Genomic DNA, 16,508 nt, shown 5'->3' on the forward strand with positions numbered 1-16,508 from the left:
AATATTAAAATAATAACTCCGGCAAAAGCTGCTCTGGTTATATAAATTATGGTGAAGATAGGAAATATTGAACTGGGAGAATTCCCTTTATTACTGGCGCCCATGGAAGATGTGAGCGATCCGCCTTTTCGTGCGGTGTGCAAGGATAACGGGGCTGATCTCATGTATACAGAGTTCATATCTTCTGAAGGATTGATACGTGATGCTATCAAAAGCCGTAAAAAACTGGACATTTTCGATTACGAACGCCCGGTAGGCATCCAGATTTTTGGGGGGGATGAAGAATCCCTGTCGCTTGCTGCACAAATTGTAGAAGCCACCAACCCCGATCTGCTGGATATCAATTTCGGCTGCCCCGTAAAAAAAGTGGCCTGTAAAGGAGCCGGCGCCGGTATCCTGAAAGACATCCCTAAAATGGTTAAACTTACCGCCGCTGTGGTAAAGGCCACGAAGCTGCCGGTAACCATCAAAACCCGTTTGGGCTGGGATGAGGAAACCAAAAATATTGAGGATGTAGCGGAAAGGCTCCAGGATGTAGGCATCAAAGCGCTTACTATTCATGGCCGTACCCGTACCCAGATGTATAAAGGCAGCGCCGACTGGACCCTTATCGGAAAAGTAAAAAACAATCCACGCATACAAATCCCTATCTTTGGTAACGGTGACATATGTACGCCGGAACAGGCAATCGCTGCCAGGCAAAAATATGGCGTGGATGGCGTAATGATAGGAAGGGCTGCCATCGGGTATCCATGGATTTTCAGGGAGATCAAGCATTTTATGAAGACAGGCGAACATTTAGCCCTGCCAACTGTTTTGGAGAGAGTGGAAGTCTGCAAAAAACACCTTCACCAGTCTGTTGCCTGGAAAGGAGAAGTGGTAGGCATACTGGAAATGCGCCGGCATTATACAAATTACCTCAAAGGGTTACCGCATATAAAGGAATTCAGACAACAATTAGTAACTTACAATACATTAGCTGAGATTGAGGAAGTATTAGACGCGGTTGTGTTACAATACAAGGACCATATATTCGAAAGGGCTGCTCCACAGTTAGCTGCACACGATTTTCTGCCGGCAGATAATGAAATGGCCGGTTGTAACGTTTACGGATAAACGGATGAACCCCGGGATATAAAAAAATAAAAATTACTTTCACATGACCACAATTAAAAATCTGAAAAATGAAGTCTGGAAAGACTTACAGATTAAAAACAAATCTGCCCTGCGTAAAAAATACGCCGTTTCAAACATGGGGAGAGTGATCAGTTATCATGAAAGTACCGAAGATGGTAAGCTGCTCACGGGGTCTACCGTGGAAGGCTATACGGTATTAAACGTAAAGCCTGCAGATAGCTACCAGTCACTCTACCTGCACCGGGAAGTGGCTAAACTTTTCAGCAAAAAAGGAGGACGGGCACATAAATATGTGATTCACCTGGACTACGATAAAAAGAACAATAAAGCCTCCAATCTTCAATGGGCCACCAAGGAGGAAATGGAAGAACATCAGCAAAAAAGCCCGGCTAAGCTGGCCTACAAGGAAAAGCAACGCAATCGTGTGAAAGGGCTGAAATTAAATGTTTCCAAAGTAAAGAGCATCAAACGCCTGCTTAGCAAACCAGGTAAAAAAACAATGAAGCAAATCGCCGAACAGTTCGATATCAGCGAAATGCAGCTCTACCGTATCAAAAGCGGTGAAAACTGGGGACATGTAACACTGGATTAAAGCCTGGTTTGCCAGGACTGATCATATATGATGTTGTCTGACAATGGCCATACACTTAGTATGGCCATTGTTACTTGGCTTAAGCCGGCTTTACGTATAGCGGCCGCCGTTAGAGCACTCCACGGGCCATTTCCCCTAATACCTTCCGGTAATGTGCGCTATCCTGCAGCACCGGTTCATAACCCAGTAATATCACCTGTTTTCGTGCACGCGATAACGTTACCAGCAGCTTCCTGTCTACCTCTATCTCCTCTTCTTCCCATTGAAACTGCCCAAGGCATTGCAGCGTTTGCACCTGCGCAGCATGATATACCGCCAGCGACACGATGATGATGTCATTTTCAGAGCCCTGGAACCGTTCTACGGTATCTATATTAATATCCTGCAGCGCTTCATCATCTGCAATCAGCTCCCGGATAAGACTGATCTGGGTTCGCCAGGGTGTTACCACCCCTACGGTATCTTTACTGAAGCCTGCTCCGTAACGGGCTTTCAGGTGATGCAGTAAAGACGCCACCCATTGCGCTTCCGTTTTATTCATTTTGGAGCTGGCCTCGTAGGGGCTGCCAATAAATATTTTTCTTCCTAAAGACAGGATCCTTTCCCAGCCTAAATGTTCCTGAACGGCAAGCGTGTCAAAACCGGCTTTCTGTTCGTCCTTCCCGGAAGATAACTGTCCTGCGTAGTAATGGTTTACCAACGCCGCGATGCTGTCGTGCATCCGGAAGTGTGTATTCAGCATGCCCCAGGCATGGCGCCAGTGATTTGTTTTACAGCGTTGTATCAGCCGTTCAAAAATGGAGGTCCGCAGATCCCGGATGCCTAGTTCCTGCAAACAGGGAGCTTTCACCTGGCAAAACCAGGCTTCCTGCGCCACTACTGGCGGTAATTGGTTCTGGTCTCCTATCAGGATAAATTTCCGGAAAGGCATCAGCAGCCCCAGCAACTGCGGCTCTGTTAGCTGGGAGGCTTCGTCCACGATTAAGGTATCGGTAGGAATCCCCATCATTGTGAGCTGTTCCAGCCGGGTAGCCATGGTAGCCACTGTGGCCACAAATACCCGGTGCCCGGTAATATAGTTCCTGGCATCGTCCAGTGAGCCTTCCAGGCAGTACTGCCGCAGCGTAAGCGAAGCATCAGCGTTACGCCCACCCATACGCAGGTGCCTGATGTTTTTGGCTTCCAGCTTATGGCATATTTCTTCCACTGCCTTGTTGGTAAAAGCAACAATAACCACATAGTGATCCTGTTTTACCATCTCTCCTACTATAGTGGTAAGCATGGAAGATGTTTTACCTGTGCCGGGAGGCCCCTGCAGCAGGTAGTAATCCTGCGCTTCCAGGGCCTGTTTCACAATCTGCTCCTGGTTAGCATTGAACATGGCGGGTGTGGTGTGCTGTAAAGGATACCAGCGTGGCGTGGTAAGGCCCAGCAGCATATTGGTGCGCTCGCGGTAAAGCGGGGAGATCACATGGAAAAGAGATGCAGTGGCTGTCCAGTAGTTGGATTCGTAAATGTCGTGCTCAATGATCCATTCATCGAATTGCCGGAGAAAATCGAGGGTCATCTGCCGGTTATTCAGGGAAAATGCCAGCTGATCTTTCCCGAGATCTTCTATCCTGCCCTTTAGCAGCTGTTGCTGCAAAGGTTGTAATTCTGTGCTGGTACGCGGATAAATAATAGCTGTATCTCCCTTACGGAAATTATGGCTAACGGGCACGACTATATCAAATAACACCGAGCTGTTAACGGAATCAAATTCCCGGAACCGCAGCCCGGGGATGATATTGAAGCGCGACAGCTTATCCTTTTCCTGTTGCAGCCACAGTGCAGCAAAACCATCGGCATCCTCCTCCCGGTTAATTTCTGAAAACATGCCACACTTTGCCTGCAGGTATTCCCGCAGCATAAAAGCAAGGAACTCATGGTAGTAGGCTTTGGCCACAGGAGGCGCTGTTTGCCAGGCCTGTTCAAAGGTAGTGAAATGAGCTGCGCTGAAGGAAGGCAGGCCCAGCGCTGCTGCAGTGGTAATAGCGCCAAGTATGTCAGATTCTCCTCCCGCAAGCCGCAGCAGCATGGCAACTACTTCGTTGCGTAGCAGCAGGAGGTCATTTTCCATATGGTGTGTGCTGCTTACATTACGCAAAGGAGTGGTAGCAGCCGCGGAGTACAGGATGGCCGAACCGCCCTTCCTGTGCCGCCCAAAGGCCGATCGCAGCAGGAGGTTATATCCTACCACCTGCATTTCATGGTTTTTCCAGGTGTTGAAGTCGGGACATCTCCCGCTTTTCAGTTCAAAAATTTCTTTCCGGTATTCGTCGCTGTCGTCTTCCGCCATCAGGTCGAGCCGTCCTTGCAGCCCGTATTGGGCGGAGAAGAAGGTGGGTTCTATTCTTACTGGTTTATCCTGCAATTCTTTTACGGTATTGTGCAGGTTGCCCCAGTGTTGCTGCCGGATATCGCGAAACATTTCATTGATCTTTTCCCGGCCGTAAGCGGCTGCCTGAAGCACGTTTTCTGCCACTGCCTCTACAAAGGAGCTTTTGAAATCTATGCTGCGGTTACGAAGCATTTCATCCAGCAGGGCATTTACCAGGTTACCTTTAAATGCCGCCGGGCCGGAGGCCTGGGGTATAAGTTTTTTAACAAGATATAATAACCGGTTGGGGCCTTTGTGGGTAAAGCATTCTGCCAGGTCGCTGATGTCTATCAGCAGATCCGGTTCCAGTACCACCTGGCTTTCGCTGGTAGTCGTGTATTCGTGACCGTTATCACCCTGGCGGCAGTGGAGTATATGAATGGTGTCGTATGGGCGCAGCAGCCCATGAAGGGATACCACCGAAGCTGGATCCATGTGTTCCAGCAGGAGCTGGAAATCGCCCTGTTCATCATTTTTAACATCCAGTAACAGGGTATACTTACCCAGTGTATTGGTATTGAGCGCACCAACGGCAGTTACCATGCATTTCAGCAGGGCGAGGCTACCGGGGCGGTGTTGCCAGGCAAGCGATAGTTTGTGTGAGCCGGTGGAAGCGTATAAGGCAGTGAGTGCTGGCGGTGGTGCAGCCTGGTAGCACCAGGCAACAGCTGCTGTAAGGGCTTTGATGCACAGGAGGTGTTCGGCTTCCTGCAGGGGAAACATTCCCCTTGTAGCTTTATTGGTGAGTATCCGAAGAGCGGTCAGTTGCTGGTGGATATCGGGGGGAACAGTTTGCCGGTCGAAATAAAACTGCATACGTGCGAAAAGATTCCCGAAAGAGCGGGTTTCTTTCCTGGTCAGATCCCGGAAAAGGATTTCCAGTATTTGTTTATAGTGACGGGTCTTATCTTCCGTATCTGCTATACTGTGGGCTTCTTTTATCCTCGCGTAAAACGCAGCTGCTGTGTGTAATGCCTGCATACTGCAAGGTAATGAATCGTTGTCGTTTGCATGGATGCGGCATTTGTTATACCTTTCTTGCGATTTATAATGTAATCTTCATTTTTTATGTCAGCCAAAAAAATAGCCATTATAGGTGGAGGAAATCTGGGCTCGGCCATTGCCCGGGGATTGCTGAAGAGCGGGTTTTCCAGGGCCGGCGATATCATTGTTACCAAGCGTGATACCTCTACCCTCACAGATCTGCGTGAGGCAGGAGTGCAGATAGAAACGGATAATGATATTGCCATCCGCGGAGCGGAAATAATTGTGGTAGCGTTAAAGCCCTACAATGTGCGGGAAATATTGCAGGAGTTCAAAAGTTCTTTTGACCCCGCAAAGCATATACTGATCAGCGTGGTGACCGGTGTAAGTATCGACGACCTGGAGCATGTAGTGCCTGGTATGCCGGTAGTACGGGCCATGCCTAATACGGCTATTGCCATACAGGAATCTATTACCTGTATTTCTCATAAGCATGCCACGGAAGAACAGATCCGGTATGTGAAAACCATGTTCGACCAGCTGGGCGCTACCGTAACGATAGATGAAAAGCTGATGGATGCCGCTACGGTGCTGGGCGCCTGTGGTATTGCCTTTGCGCTTCGTTTTATCCGCGCAAATATCCAGGGTGGTATTGAAATAGGTTTTGATGTGCGTACCGCCAGTTTAATTGCTGCACAAACGGTAAAAGGAGCTGCAGAGCTGCTGATCCGGGAAAACCGTCATCCTGAAGAGGAAATTGATAAGGTAACTACGCCTAAAGGCTGTACTATTGCCGGGTTGAACGAGATGGAACACCAGGGCTTCAGTTCTTCCCTGATAAAAGGAATAACAGCTTCTTATAATAAAATTGTAAAAGACTAATCTTTACGGGGATACTCGAAGAAGAGGAACTTTTTCTTTGCCAGGTCAAAATCTTTCCAGCTATCGGTATCTGCCTGGATACCAAAGATGCCGGTAGTGGGAACATTGTCTATCCTGATCTCTTCTGTAAGGTAATTGGCAAAATCGGTGATGCCGGGGTTATGGGCAAAGATGGCCACGGCGCCAAAGTCGTCGTCAATTTTGGTGATTACCTTAAGGAAGGTAGCGGCATAACAAAGATATAGTTCTTCTTCCAGCAGGATTGCCTGTTTGGGGTAGCTCCATTCACTGGCCATTATTTTAGCGGTAGACCTGGCTCTTTTCGCCGGGCTGGAAATGATCAGTTCCGGCACCATGCCCCGTGTAATGAGGCGCTGTGCCATTTCGGGCGCATTTGCTTTTCCCCGTTTATTGAGGGGCCGGTCAAAATCATCCATGTCCGGATCGGTCCAGCTGGATTTAGCATGACGTATAAGTAGTAATGTTTTCATGGGCTGAAAACCTATAATTATCTATAACGAAAATACAGATTTTACAGGAAGTTAACTTGTTACACTTATACTGTCTGAAGAGGTTGGGTTATTTAAGATAAAATTAACATGAAAACAAATAGTCATTCAAATAATAAGAGATCTGATCCTCCGGTTCAAAAAACAGATCTTTTGAATGCCGGATGACCAGATCCCTGGTTATTTATACAATTAATATCCTCTTTCGTTTTTGCCTTCCATATAGTTCATGAATGCTTTATTTACGACGCGGTTACCACCGGGGGTTGGATAGTTACCGGTAAAGTACCAGTCGCCCAAATTATTCGGACAGGCTTCATGGAGGCTTTCGATAGATTGGTAGATCACTTCTATTTCCGCTTTAATACCACCCGGGTTGAGGATTTCGGCAATTTTAGCAGAGATCTGTTCGGGGGTAAACGGTTTATAGATATTTTTCACTACGTTTTGCGCATGAAGGGTATTGGTGCGTTGCAGTTCCTTGCAGAGGCCATAGGCTTCATTCAGGATATGTTCCTTGCCGTGATCTTTCAGGAGGCCGATAGCTGCCTGGAAGGCCACAAAATCACCCATTTTGCTCATGTCGATGCCGTAGCAGTCGGGATAGCGGATCTGTGGCGCCGATGATACAATGATGATCTTTTTGGGGCCCAGGCGGTCGAGCATCTTAACAATACTTTCTTTCAGCGTGGTGCCGCGTACAATCGAATCATCTATCACCACCAGGGAATCAATACCGGGCCTTACCTTACCATAAGTGATATCGTATACGTGTTGTACCATTTCATTACGGCTGGAGTCTTCCGTGATGAAGGTGCGCATTTTCACATCCTTGGTGGCAATCTTATCAATACGGATACGGCGGTTCACCATTTCGGAGAGCTTTTCCTCATCGAAATCGTTACCCCAGGAGAGGATACGTTCTACTTTTATTTTATTGAGATAAGCTTCCAGTCCTTTTAACAGGCCATAGAACGCTACTTCAGCGGTGTTGGGAATAAAAGAGAAGATGGTATTTTTGAGGTCATTGTCGATGGCCTTCAATACGGTGCCGGATAAGTGCCTGCCCAGTGCAGTACGTTCCCTGTATATTTTCTCATCATTACCACGGGAGAAGTAAATCCTTTCAAAGCTGCAGGCTTTACGTTCTTTGGGTTCGAGAATTTGTTCAATACTGTAGTCGCCATTGTTTTTCACGATCAGCGCGTTGCCGGGCATGAGTTCCAGCACTTCATTTTCGCCTACATTAAAGGTGGTACGGATGGCAGCCCTTTCGGAGGCGGCCACAATCACATCATCATTAACATAGTAGTAGGAAGGACGGATACCATGTGCATCGCGGATCACGAAAGCATCTCCTGAGCCAATCAGGCCACAGGTGTGGTAACCACCGTCGAACATGGAAAAGGCTTGTTGCAGGATCTTTTTGATATCCAGGTCGTTGCTGCCTTCATTGTCTTCTTTGGCGAGGAAATGATGCACCACTTCCAGCATGGCAGCCAGATCGCTGTTTTTGTGTACTTCGCCGGGTTGAGCTTTTGAAAATTCGAACAGCTCATCCGTGTTTATCAGGTTGAAGTTCCCTGCCATAGCGAGATTGCGGGCGGGAATGGTATTATAGCGCACAAACGGGTGGCAAAGTTCCACGTTGTTTTTACCCTGGGTAGCGTAGCGGATATGACCCATCATGAGCTCACCGAGGAAACGTACGTGGCCTTTCATCAGGCCGGGATATTTGGTGATTTCCGGTTGATATTTTTCTATCTCCTGGATCTCATCCCGCACTTTCCCGAAAATATCCCCGATAGCCTGGGGTGCTGCACTGCGGATGCGGTGCATGAAAGGAACACCGGGTTCAGTGTTCAGTTTCACGGTAGCCAAACCAGCGCCATCCTGGCCCCTGTTGTGTTGTTTTTCCATGAGCAGGTATAGTTTGTTCAGCCCATAGAAAACACTCCCATATTTTTGTTGGTAGTAGGAAAACGGTTTTCTTAACCTTATAAATGCCAGACCGCATTCATGTTTGATCGCATCACTCATGGCAGAAAATTGAAGTCGCAAAGGTACGCCAAAAAAGGAGAAAACCAGAAAGCGATTGGTAAAGCTATCAGCCTTTGCCTATTCCGTATCAGCTTAAAAAGAAGCGGGGATAAAAGCTTTCGCTCCTATCCCCGCTTAATGAATAGCTTTATGATTATTGTTTGGCCAAGCCAGCCATCCATTGGCTGATGTGGTTACATTCTTTATATTGATCGTCTACATGTACATAAAAGGTAGGAATCTTTTCGACGAGCCATTTGTTGATGGCTTCCGCGCGTTTGATATCCAGTGTTCTTTGCTGGATGCGGGAATAGTCGTCGGTAAGGTTTTCCCGGTGTGGCTGGGTGCGTGTTTTCAGGTAAACGATCCGCACGGCTGCACGGCCATTTTCATCTGTAAACTGCACCGGTGCAGAAATCTGGCCTGGTTTCAGGGTATCCAGCATCATTACAATATCTCTTTCTGTAGGATCATCCAGCTGATCAATGGTGATCAGGGTGCTTCCATCGCCGGTTTTCGACTGCATCATACCGCCATCGAATTTGGCGCTTGGAGCATCGCTATATTTCGCTACAGCTTCTGAGAAGGTAATTTTTCCTGCCACGATGCTTTTACGGATCGAATCCAGTTTGGCGGTATTGGCGGCCAGGTCCGATTTGGTTACGGCAGCCCTTACAAGGATGTGCTGCACGGTAACATTATCGCCGGAGCGTTTCAGCATCATGATCAGGTGGTAGCCGTGTTGCGATTTAACAGGGGAAGACATTTCTCCTTCTTTCAAACGGAAGGCTGCTGCCAGGAAGTCGGGATCCCAGGTGTTTTTATCGTTACGGTTCAGGGTGTATACGCCTTTGTTATCTTTTACGCCCGGATCTTCGGAGTAAAGGATAGCAAGGGAGCCGAAATCTGATTCTTTATTCTGAACACGTTTTTTGAAATCGAGGATGCGATCAATAGCGTACTGGTCCATTTCGCGGGTGGCCTTTGGCTGGAGCACCAGGGTACCTATTTCCAGTTCGGACTCATAAAAATGGAGGCTGTCTTTCGGGATAGCATCAAAGAAGCGTTTTACTTCTGAGGGTGTTACTTTTACCGGTTCAACGATTTTGTTGCGCATTGCCTGGGCCAGCAATCCTTCTTTGATAGGCTGACGGAAGCGTTCGCGGAGCTGATAAATGGAATAGCCGGTAATTTCCTTCATTTTTTCTTTACTGCCGTACATCGATTCAAAGTACCGGATACGGTTTTCCATCTGGGCTTCCACATCGCCGTCGCTTACGGGTAAGCTGTCTCTTTCCGCCTGTAACACCATTACTTTCTGGGAAATCAGCATTTCCAGTGTTTTGCAGGCTGCGTCCGGCGGCAGGTTACCATCGGGCGAGTTATGCTGCTGGTCGCTGAGAGCTCCGTCCATATCGGATTTGAGGATGATTTTATCCCCTACAACGCCGATAATTTTGTCTGCCACCAGTTTTTGCTGGGCCGTAGAAGCCTGCCATAACAGCAAAGCGCCTGCGGATAATGCTAAAAGTTTCTTCATACAAAAGCGGTAAAAACCAAAAATAACCATTTAAAAGTCAGTAGTATAGGGAAAGTCGATGGATTTAACAAAAGTTTAGATAAGCTGCCGCCTTTTAGCCATAAGCATCTTAGCCAAAAAAAGCGAAGAAAATAACGATGCCAGGTTTTGTACGATGGATCATTATTTTCTTCGCTGTATGTTACTTTAAGCGGTGGCCAGAAGCTACCGGCTTTTTATAAAGTTCTCTTCACTTCTACTTCTTCGAACCCTTCGATGTAATCGTTTGGTCTCAGGTCGCTGTATCCGCGTACGCTCAAACCGCACTCCATGTTGGCTGCTACTTCTTTCACGTCATCTTTATAACGTTTCAGGGAGCCGAGTTCGCCGGTGTGTACCACGATACCGTCGCGTACTACGTTGATACGGGTGTTTCTTGTCAGCTTGCCATCGACAACGAAGCAACCTGCCACAGTAACCTTTTCGAATTTGTAAGTTTCGCGCACCTGTACGTTGCACACCACTTTCTTCTCGATTTTTGGTTCCAGCATACCTTCCATGGCGCTCTTGATTTCATCGATCGCGTCGTAGATGATGGAGTAGTTACGGATCTCGATATTTTCTTTTTCCGCGAGCTTGGCAGCCTGGGAAGAAGGCCGTACCTGGAATCCGAGGATGATGGCATCGGAGGCGGTTGCCAGCAATACGTCGGATTCTGTGATCTGACCTACTGCTTTGTGAACGATGCTGATCACGATTTCTTCGGTAGACAGTTTCTGCAGGGAATCGCTCAATGCTTCCACAGAACCATCAAAGTCGGCTTTGATGATGAGGTTCAGCTGTTTGAAGTTACCCAATGCCAAACGGCGGCCGATTTCATCCAGGGTGATATGTTTCTTGGTACGGATACCTTGTTCACGAACAATTTGTGCCCTGCGGTTAGCTACTTCTTTAGCTTCAGACTCATCGGAGTACATCTTGAATTTCTCACCTGCCTGTGGCGCACCATTCAGGCCGAGTACCTGTACCGGCATGGATGGTCCTGCTTCTTCCATTTTCTGACCGCGTTCGTTGAACATGGCTTTGATTTTTCCGAAGAAGGAGCCGGATACGATGGTATCGCCCTGACGGAGGGTACCATTTTGTACCAGGAGGGAGGCAACATAACCGCGGCCTTTGTCCAGTGTAGCTTCCACGATACTTCCGGAGGCTTCGCGATCGGGATTGGCTTTCAATTCCAGGAGTTCCGCTTCCAGTAATATTTTTTCGAGGAGTACATCGATATTTAACCCGCTTTTCGCAGATATTTCCTGGCTCTGGTATTTACCGCCCCAGTCTTCCACCAGGAGGTTCATGCCGGCCAGTTGTTCTTTGATTCTTTCAGGATTTGAGCCTTCCTTATCCACTTTGTTGATAGCGAATACCATTGGCAGACCGGCTGCCTGTGAGTGGGAGATGGCTTCTTTTGTTTGCGGCATGATGGCATCATCAGCAGCGATCACGATAACGGCGATATCCGCCGCTTTGGCACCACGGGCACGCATTGCGGTAAACGCTTCGTGACCGGGGGTATCGAGGAAGGTGATCTTTTTGCCGCTGGCTGTGGTTACCTGGTATGCACCAATGTGCTGGGTGATACCACCGGCTTCACCGGCTACCACGTTTGCACTGCGGATGTAATCGAGCAGGGAGGTTTTACCGTGATCGACGTGACCCATGATGGTTACGATCGGTGCACGTGGAACCAGGTCTTCCGGATCATCTACTTCTTCGTCATCATCGGTTTCTTCTGCATCTTCCAGACCGATAAATTCCACTTCGTATCCAAACTCACCGGCTACCAGTTCTATTACTTCCGCATCGAGGCGTTGGTTGATAGATACCATGATACCGAGGCCCATACATTTAGAGATTACTTCCGCGAAGCTTACATCCATCAGGTTAGCCAGTTCGGATACAGAAACAAATTCTGTAACCTGGAGTTTGTTATCTCCTCCATCGCCCTGGTTGATTTTCTGGTTGGCTCTTTCCTCGCGTTTTTCCCTGCGGTGTTTGGCTTTCACGTTTTTACCGCGACCGCCGCCACCGAGTTTGGCCATTGTTTCCTTGATCTTATTCTGGATCTCGTTCTTATCGATTTCTTTTTCTTCGGTAGTGCGTTTATCCTCGCCGCGGTGCTGGCCCGGTCTGTTGAAGTTGCCGCCCTGGCCTGGCCTGTTATAGCCTCCGCCTTGTCCGGGTCTGTTACCTCCGCCTTGTCCGCCAGGCCGGTTATAACCACCGCCTTGTCCGGCTGGTCTGTTACCGCCACCGGGACCACCTTGTCCGCCTGGCCTGTTATAGCCGCCCTGACCCTGGCCTTGTCCGGCTGGTCTGTTATAGTTACCGCCACCGGTGCCTGTATTGCCACCACCTGGCCGGTTATGTGTACGGTTGTCGCCTTGCGGACGGTTGCCGCCCTGGTGTCCGCCGCCGCGGTTATCGTGGTGGGGGCGATTGCCGCCTTGTCCGCCATGTTGATGCTGGCGATGTTCCCCGGGAGCGCCGCCTTCTTTGCGGTCGCCTTCTTTAAAGTCTTTAGGCTGAACGGGTTCTGGTTTCTTTTCCACGATAATACGCTTGCGTTTGCGTTTCTCGTCCCTGCTAAAGTTGCTGTTCTTGTTATTATCGCGTCTGTCAGACTGAACTGGCAGCTCAATTTTACCGATTACTTTAGGGCCGGTTAGTTTTTCGGCCTGGATATTTTCAATCACAGCAGCACCGGCAGCCTCGTCTTGTGCCTGTGGGGCAGCAGGGGGAGGTGTAGGTGGGGTGTTTTCGGCAGTTGAGGGTTTGCGATTTTCCGGTTTTACAACATTTTTAACAGGAATTTGCGCCGGTTCTTTAACTGCAGCGGGTTTTGCCTCTTGTAATACTTCTTCCACTTTTTTAACTACAGGTTTATCTTCAACCGGTGCGGCTTTTTCCGTTTTTTCTGTCGTATCGGTCTTGTCTGTTTTCGCTACTTTCTCTGCCGGTGGGGTGGTTTCGGCTTTAGGGGCCTGTTCCACTTTATCAGCCTTGTCAACTGGTTTTTCAGTTGGCGCTGTAGTTGCTTCCTGAGCAGGAACGGGTTTAGGTTCCGGTTTTTCAGCAACGGGAGGAGCAGGGGTAACCGCTGGTTTTTCTTCTTTTACCGGTGGTTTTTCTGCTGCCTGTTGCGGAGCCGGGGATTCTTCCTGGTCTGCTTTTCTGGCAACTGGTTTTTTATTGCGGTTTAGTGCGTCCAGATCGATGGTGGTGATCACTTTAGGGCCGTTTATTTTCGGCGATTCAGTTTTCTTCACGGTGTCTGGTTCTGCCGGAGGAGGCGTTGCCGGTGCTTTGGGAACTTCCGCAACAGGGGGAGCTGTAACAACGGGTGGTTCAGGCTTTGGTTCAGCTTTTTCCTTTGCGGGAGGCGGGGTTGCCGGGGCAACGTTCGCCTGTGGTTGTGGTTCCGGTTTAGGGGTTTCCTTTGCCGGTTCCGGTTTAGTTTCAGGCTTTGCTTCCTGTTTGGGAGCAGCAGCCGTCTCTTCTTTTTCTTTAGTGGTATTCTTTTTAGCCGCCGCTTCCGCTTCCTCCTTTTCTTTCTTCTTCATCGTTTCTAACACGCTTCCTTTAGGCAGGGCTATCTGGTCGCTTTTGCGCTTGTTAGCCTTGTCCTGCTGGAACTCCGACTGCAGTGCTGTGTACATAACAGCCGTAAGACGGGCATTTGGAGAACCAAAGCCGTCCATATCAAAGCCTTTATTGCCAAGGAAATCGATGAGGGTTTCCTTACCAATATTAAACTCTTTGGCTGCAGCCAGCAATCGTGGTGTGTTGTTTGTTGTTTCAGGCATATCGTATTTCGGGCCTCCCCTGTTTCCCGTTTCTTCAAAACGGGATGTTTTTTTACGTTTAAACAATAACTCGAAAAAATCAATTCCCTTTCTAATAAGGCCTTTACCTGGGAAGGGTTGTGGCTCGGCTTTATTCTTTGTCAAACTCTTCCTGTAATATTCTTCTTACATCCTGCACTGTCTCTTCTTCCAGATCCGAACGGCGAACCAGTTCTTCAACGGTCAGCTCTAATACGCTGCGGGCAGTGTCACAACCTATTCGTTTAAGCTCATCTATTATCCATTCTTCGATTTCATCCGAGAATTCTTCCAGATCGATATCAAATTCTGACTGTTCCTGTGCTTCATCACGGAATACATCAATCTCAAAACCAGTCAGTTCACAAGCCAGCTTTATGTTTACTCCTTTTTTGCCGATAGCCAGTGATACCTGGTCGGGATTGAGGTAAACGGAAGCGTATTTGTTCTCATTATCCACTTCCATGCGGCTGATCCGGGCAGGTGTTAACGAACGCTGGATCAACAACTGAATGTTGGTGGTAAAGTTAATGATATCTATGTTTTCATTTCTCAGTTCGCGTACGATGCCATGTATACGGCTTCCTTTCATACCCACACAGGCACCCACCGGATCTATACGGTCATCGTAGGATTCAACAGCCACTTTGGCTCTTTCACCCGGTTCGCGAACAATTTTCTTGATAACAATCAGCCCGTCAAAGATCTCAGGCACCTCAATTTCCAGCAATTTAGCCAGGAAGGATGGATGTGTACGGGAGAGAATGATGAGTGGCGCGTTGTTTTTCATTTCCACTTTCTTCACCACCGCTCTTACGTTCTCCCCTTTTTTGAAATAATCTGTGGGGATTTGTTCAGATTTAGGCAAAATTAACTCATTCCCTTCATCATCAAGCAATAAAACTTCTTTTTTCCAAACCTGGTATACTTCGCCGTTTACAATTTCACCTGCTTTGTCGGCATATTTCTTTACCAGGATGTTCTTTTTCAGGTCGCCGATACGGGCAGATAATGTTTGTTTTGCTGCCAGGATAGCCCTGCGGCCGAAATCCATGATCTCAACTTCCTCATATAAATCTTCTCCTACCTGGTAATCCGGTTCTACCAGGATTGCTTCAGAATAGGCGATCTGGGCATTGTCATCTTCTACTTCCCCATCATTTACAATGGTTCGACGGCGTAATATTTCAAGGTCACCTTTTTCGGTATTTACAATCACGTCAAAATTCTCATCTGAGCCATACTTTTTCCGCAGAAGCGTTTTGAACACATCCTCCAGGACCTTCATCAATGTAGGACGGTCGATATTTTCCGCCTCCTTGAACTCGGTAAATGACTCAATCAGGTTAATACTAGCCATGTTTAGTTGTTATATTTTAAAACACGATGCACACCTTTGTGTGCTTTATTTCATTAAGTTTTAGATCAGTTGACTTTTTTTCTTTTTTCTTGCCAATCAGTTCCTCGATGTTAATAGCATCTTCGGTGACTGTTTGCAGGGTGCCCTCCTTCACGGAGCCATCCAGCAGGGTAACTTCCACTTTACGACCAATATTTTTAAGGTATTGTCTGTGCAGTTTGAGCGGTTCATCCAGGCCTGCGGACGAAACTTCCAGGGAGAAATCGTTGTTCGGGAACAGTTCAGCCGCTTCCAGTAACGGATATAACTGGCGGTTGAATGACACCAGTGTAGCTACCGGCACCCCTTTATCCCCGTCCAGAAAGAGCTTGATATTGTTAGTGGGCTTAATTCTGATGTCTACCAAAAAATTGTCGGGATCATTCGCCAGCAGTCCTTCTGCCATTTCCCGGATCGTTTTTATCACGTGTTCGTTTGCCATACAAAAAGCGCGAAGGGGACAATATCTCGTCCCCTTCGTTTGAATCATTTTTCCTCGTACAAAAGTAGGATTTTATTTTGATTGAAAAACTATTTCTTTAACTTGTATTTAAATATTTATGTAAGATACACTGCCATCTTTCATATATATTTTTAAAATATCTGACGTGGCAACCGCTTTCCGGCGAAAAATAAATATCGAACTGCTGGCATGGCCCCTGGGCCTTATTCTCCTGTATTTGATGACTCCTGACGAAAATGCCGGCAGCTTATGCCTGTTCAAAAATATAGGGATCCCCATTTGCCCCGGCTGCGGATTAGGCCATGGTATCCATTATTTTTTACATGGGCAGTGGAAGGCCTCCATCCAGCATCACTGGCTTGCCCCCCTTGTGGTAGCAGTGCTGCTGTACCGTATTATACAACTTGCCAGGAACCAATACGCTGATTTCAAACAATCATAAACCCAATTCTATGAACGATTTTTCATTTGCGATGCTACCCGGGATAGAAGCCGAAGAAATGATGTGGCTTCAGGAGCTCACCAAGAGCTACTCCGCTGAAAATAAACAAAGATTTCTGGCCGTATACCAGGGCAGGCGCAAAGACCCCCAAACAATTCTTATCTGCAGCCTTATAGGTTTCCTCGGTGTGGCCGGGGTTCAGCGTTTCCTGGTAGACCAGATAGCCATGGGAATTGTATAC

At 47.8% G+C, this 16,508-nt stretch carries 12 protein-coding genes; 5 read left to right on the top strand and 7 right to left on the bottom strand.

All coding sequences use genetic code 11. The features are described from left to right. Nucleotides 1-48 precede the first annotated feature (48 nt). Together dusB and VN105_RS05595 are read left to right on the top strand one after the other, a co-directional pair. Nucleotides 49-1,116: a tRNA dihydrouridine synthase DusB gene (gene dusB / locus VN105_RS05590; protein WP_325638763.1), complete on the top strand. Its 1,068-nt coding sequence runs from the start codon at nucleotides 49-51 to the stop codon at nucleotides 1,114-1,116. A gap of 43 nt (nucleotides 1,117-1,159) precedes the next feature. After that, the gene (locus VN105_RS05595) at nucleotides 1,160-1,729 is read left to right on the top strand and encodes an NUMOD4 domain-containing protein (protein WP_325638765.1); all 570 of its coding nucleotides are present in this window, start codon (nucleotides 1,160-1,162) and stop codon (nucleotides 1,727-1,729) included. A 109-nt stretch (nucleotides 1,730-1,838) separates the two neighbouring features. On the opposite strand, the gene VN105_RS05600 is transcribed toward VN105_RS05595, so the two are convergent. Further along, nucleotides 1,839-5,129, bottom strand: a complete 3,291-nt coding sequence (locus VN105_RS05600) for an AAA domain-containing protein (RefSeq protein WP_325638767.1) — start codon at nucleotides 5,127-5,129, stop codon at nucleotides 1,839-1,841. A gap of 87 nt (nucleotides 5,130-5,216) precedes the next feature. On the opposite strand from VN105_RS05600, the gene proC reads away from it, so the two are divergent. Further along, nucleotides 5,217-6,014, top strand: a complete 798-nt coding sequence (proC, locus tag VN105_RS05605; RefSeq protein WP_325638769.1) for a pyrroline-5-carboxylate reductase — start codon at nucleotides 5,217-5,219, stop codon at nucleotides 6,012-6,014. Here proC and VN105_RS05610 read toward each other — a convergent pair. The 6 genes from VN105_RS05610 to rimP form a co-directional block, all read right to left on the bottom strand. After that, nucleotides 6,011-6,505, bottom strand: coding sequence for a histidine phosphatase family protein (locus VN105_RS05610; protein ID WP_325638771.1), 495 nt, complete (start codon nucleotides 6,503-6,505; stop codon nucleotides 6,011-6,013). The genes proC and VN105_RS05610 overlap by 4 nt on opposite strands. Before the next feature lie 210 nt (nucleotides 6,506-6,715). Next, nucleotides 6,716-8,563 (bottom strand): amidophosphoribosyltransferase, encoded by a 1,848-nt coding sequence (locus VN105_RS05615; protein WP_325638773.1) that lies wholly within the window; start codon nucleotides 8,561-8,563, stop codon nucleotides 6,716-6,718. Nucleotides 8,564-8,717: 154 nt separating this feature from the next. Next, nucleotides 8,718-10,103, bottom strand: a complete 1,386-nt coding sequence (locus VN105_RS05620) for a peptidylprolyl isomerase (RefSeq protein WP_325638775.1) — start codon at nucleotides 10,101-10,103, stop codon at nucleotides 8,718-8,720. Between the two features lie 215 nt (nucleotides 10,104-10,318). Next, a complete protein-coding gene (infB, locus tag VN105_RS05625) occupies nucleotides 10,319-14,089 on the bottom strand; it encodes a translation initiation factor IF-2 (protein ID WP_325638777.1) in 3,771 nt (1,256 codons plus the stop codon). Continuing rightward, entirely contained in the window at nucleotides 14,076-15,323 is a 1,248-nt protein-coding gene (gene nusA, locus VN105_RS05630; RefSeq protein WP_142684456.1) for a transcription termination factor NusA, read from the bottom strand. The genes infB and nusA overlap by 14 nt, the downstream gene beginning before the upstream one ends. 16 nt (nucleotides 15,324-15,339) lie before the next feature. Beyond that, nucleotides 15,340-15,804 carry a ribosome maturation factor RimP gene (gene rimP / locus VN105_RS05635; protein ID WP_227024441.1) on the bottom strand — a complete coding sequence of 155 codons (465 nt, stop codon included), beginning with the start codon at nucleotides 15,802-15,804 and terminating at the stop codon, nucleotides 15,340-15,342. Nucleotides 15,805-15,970: 166 nt separating this feature from the next. Here rimP and VN105_RS05640 point away from each other — a divergent pair, with 166 nt between their 5' ends. Together VN105_RS05640 and VN105_RS05645 are read left to right on the top strand one after the other, a co-directional pair. After that, complete coding sequence (locus VN105_RS05640; protein ID WP_325638782.1) at nucleotides 15,971-16,267, top strand: DUF2752 domain-containing protein; 297 nt, start codon at nucleotides 15,971-15,973, stop codon at nucleotides 16,265-16,267. 10 nt (nucleotides 16,268-16,277) lie between these two features. Continuing rightward, on the top strand, nucleotides 16,278-16,508 hold a 231-nt coding region (locus tag VN105_RS05645), incomplete at its 3' end, for a hypothetical protein (protein WP_325638784.1).

The sequence above is a fragment of the Chitinophaga sp. genome (assembly GCF_035564935.1).
Classification (GTDB): domain Bacteria; phylum Bacteroidota; class Bacteroidia; order Chitinophagales; family Chitinophagaceae; genus Chitinophaga.

Coding starts and splice junctions, on each gene's coding strand:
- dusB (WP_325638763.1), top strand. CDS start 49: ATGGTGAAGATAGGAAATATTGAACTGGGAGAATTCCCTTTATTACTG.
- VN105_RS05595 (WP_325638765.1), top strand. CDS start 1,160: ATGACCACAATTAAAAATCTGAAAAATGAAGTCTGGAAAGACTTACAG.
- VN105_RS05600 (WP_325638767.1), bottom strand. CDS start 5,129: ATGCAGGCATTACACACAGCAGCTGCGTTTTACGCGAGGATAAAAGAA.
- proC (WP_325638769.1), top strand. CDS start 5,217: ATGTCAGCCAAAAAAATAGCCATTATAGGTGGAGGAAATCTGGGCTCG.
- VN105_RS05610 (WP_325638771.1), bottom strand. CDS start 6,505: ATGAAAACATTACTACTTATACGTCATGCTAAATCCAGCTGGACCGAT.
- VN105_RS05615 (WP_325638773.1), bottom strand. CDS start 8,563: ATGAGTGATGCGATCAAACATGAATGCGGTCTGGCATTTATAAGGTTA.
- VN105_RS05620 (WP_325638775.1), bottom strand. CDS start 10,103: ATGAAGAAACTTTTAGCATTATCCGCAGGCGCTTTGCTGTTATGGCAG.
- nusA (WP_142684456.1), bottom strand. CDS start 15,323: ATGGCTAGTATTAACCTGATTGAGTCATTTACCGAGTTCAAGGAGGCG.
- rimP (WP_227024441.1), bottom strand. CDS start 15,804: ATGGCAAACGAACACGTGATAAAAACGATCCGGGAAATGGCAGAAGGA.